Origin of the sequence: Klebsiella sp. K47, from assembly GCF_051858335.1 — a bacterium.
Lineage (GTDB): Bacteria > Pseudomonadota > Gammaproteobacteria > Enterobacterales > Enterobacteriaceae > Klebsiella > Klebsiella pneumoniae.
In genome coordinates this window covers 1-226 of the sequence record NZ_JBPYUI010000386.1, presented here as the reverse complement: position 1 = coordinate 226, position 226 = coordinate 1, and the positions used below count along the sequence as shown (strand labels likewise).

General features: G+C 53.1%; 1 pseudogene. It reads right to left on the bottom strand.

The window, feature by feature from the left end:
- A pseudogene (locus tag RRF55_RS28495) lies at positions 1 to 226 on the bottom strand (IS4 family transposase); the annotation flags it as partial.

Below are 226 nucleotides of genomic sequence, written 5' to 3'. Positions count from 1 at the left end.
ATCGACTAATATATGCGAGCGCACATTCATCAGTGCGACGAGCCGTAGCATCGGAAATGGCGTCTGGCGCTGCGTGGAAGTATTCCCTGAGCCAAAATGCTCACGAAGATCATTTGTATCTTGGGTTCGCAAGAGTGCACCGTCGACAGCAAAGACCTGAAGCCCCTGCCATTGATCATCTGGGTAACGCTCATGTCCCCAGTGCTGACCTGTCTGGCGAAACAGC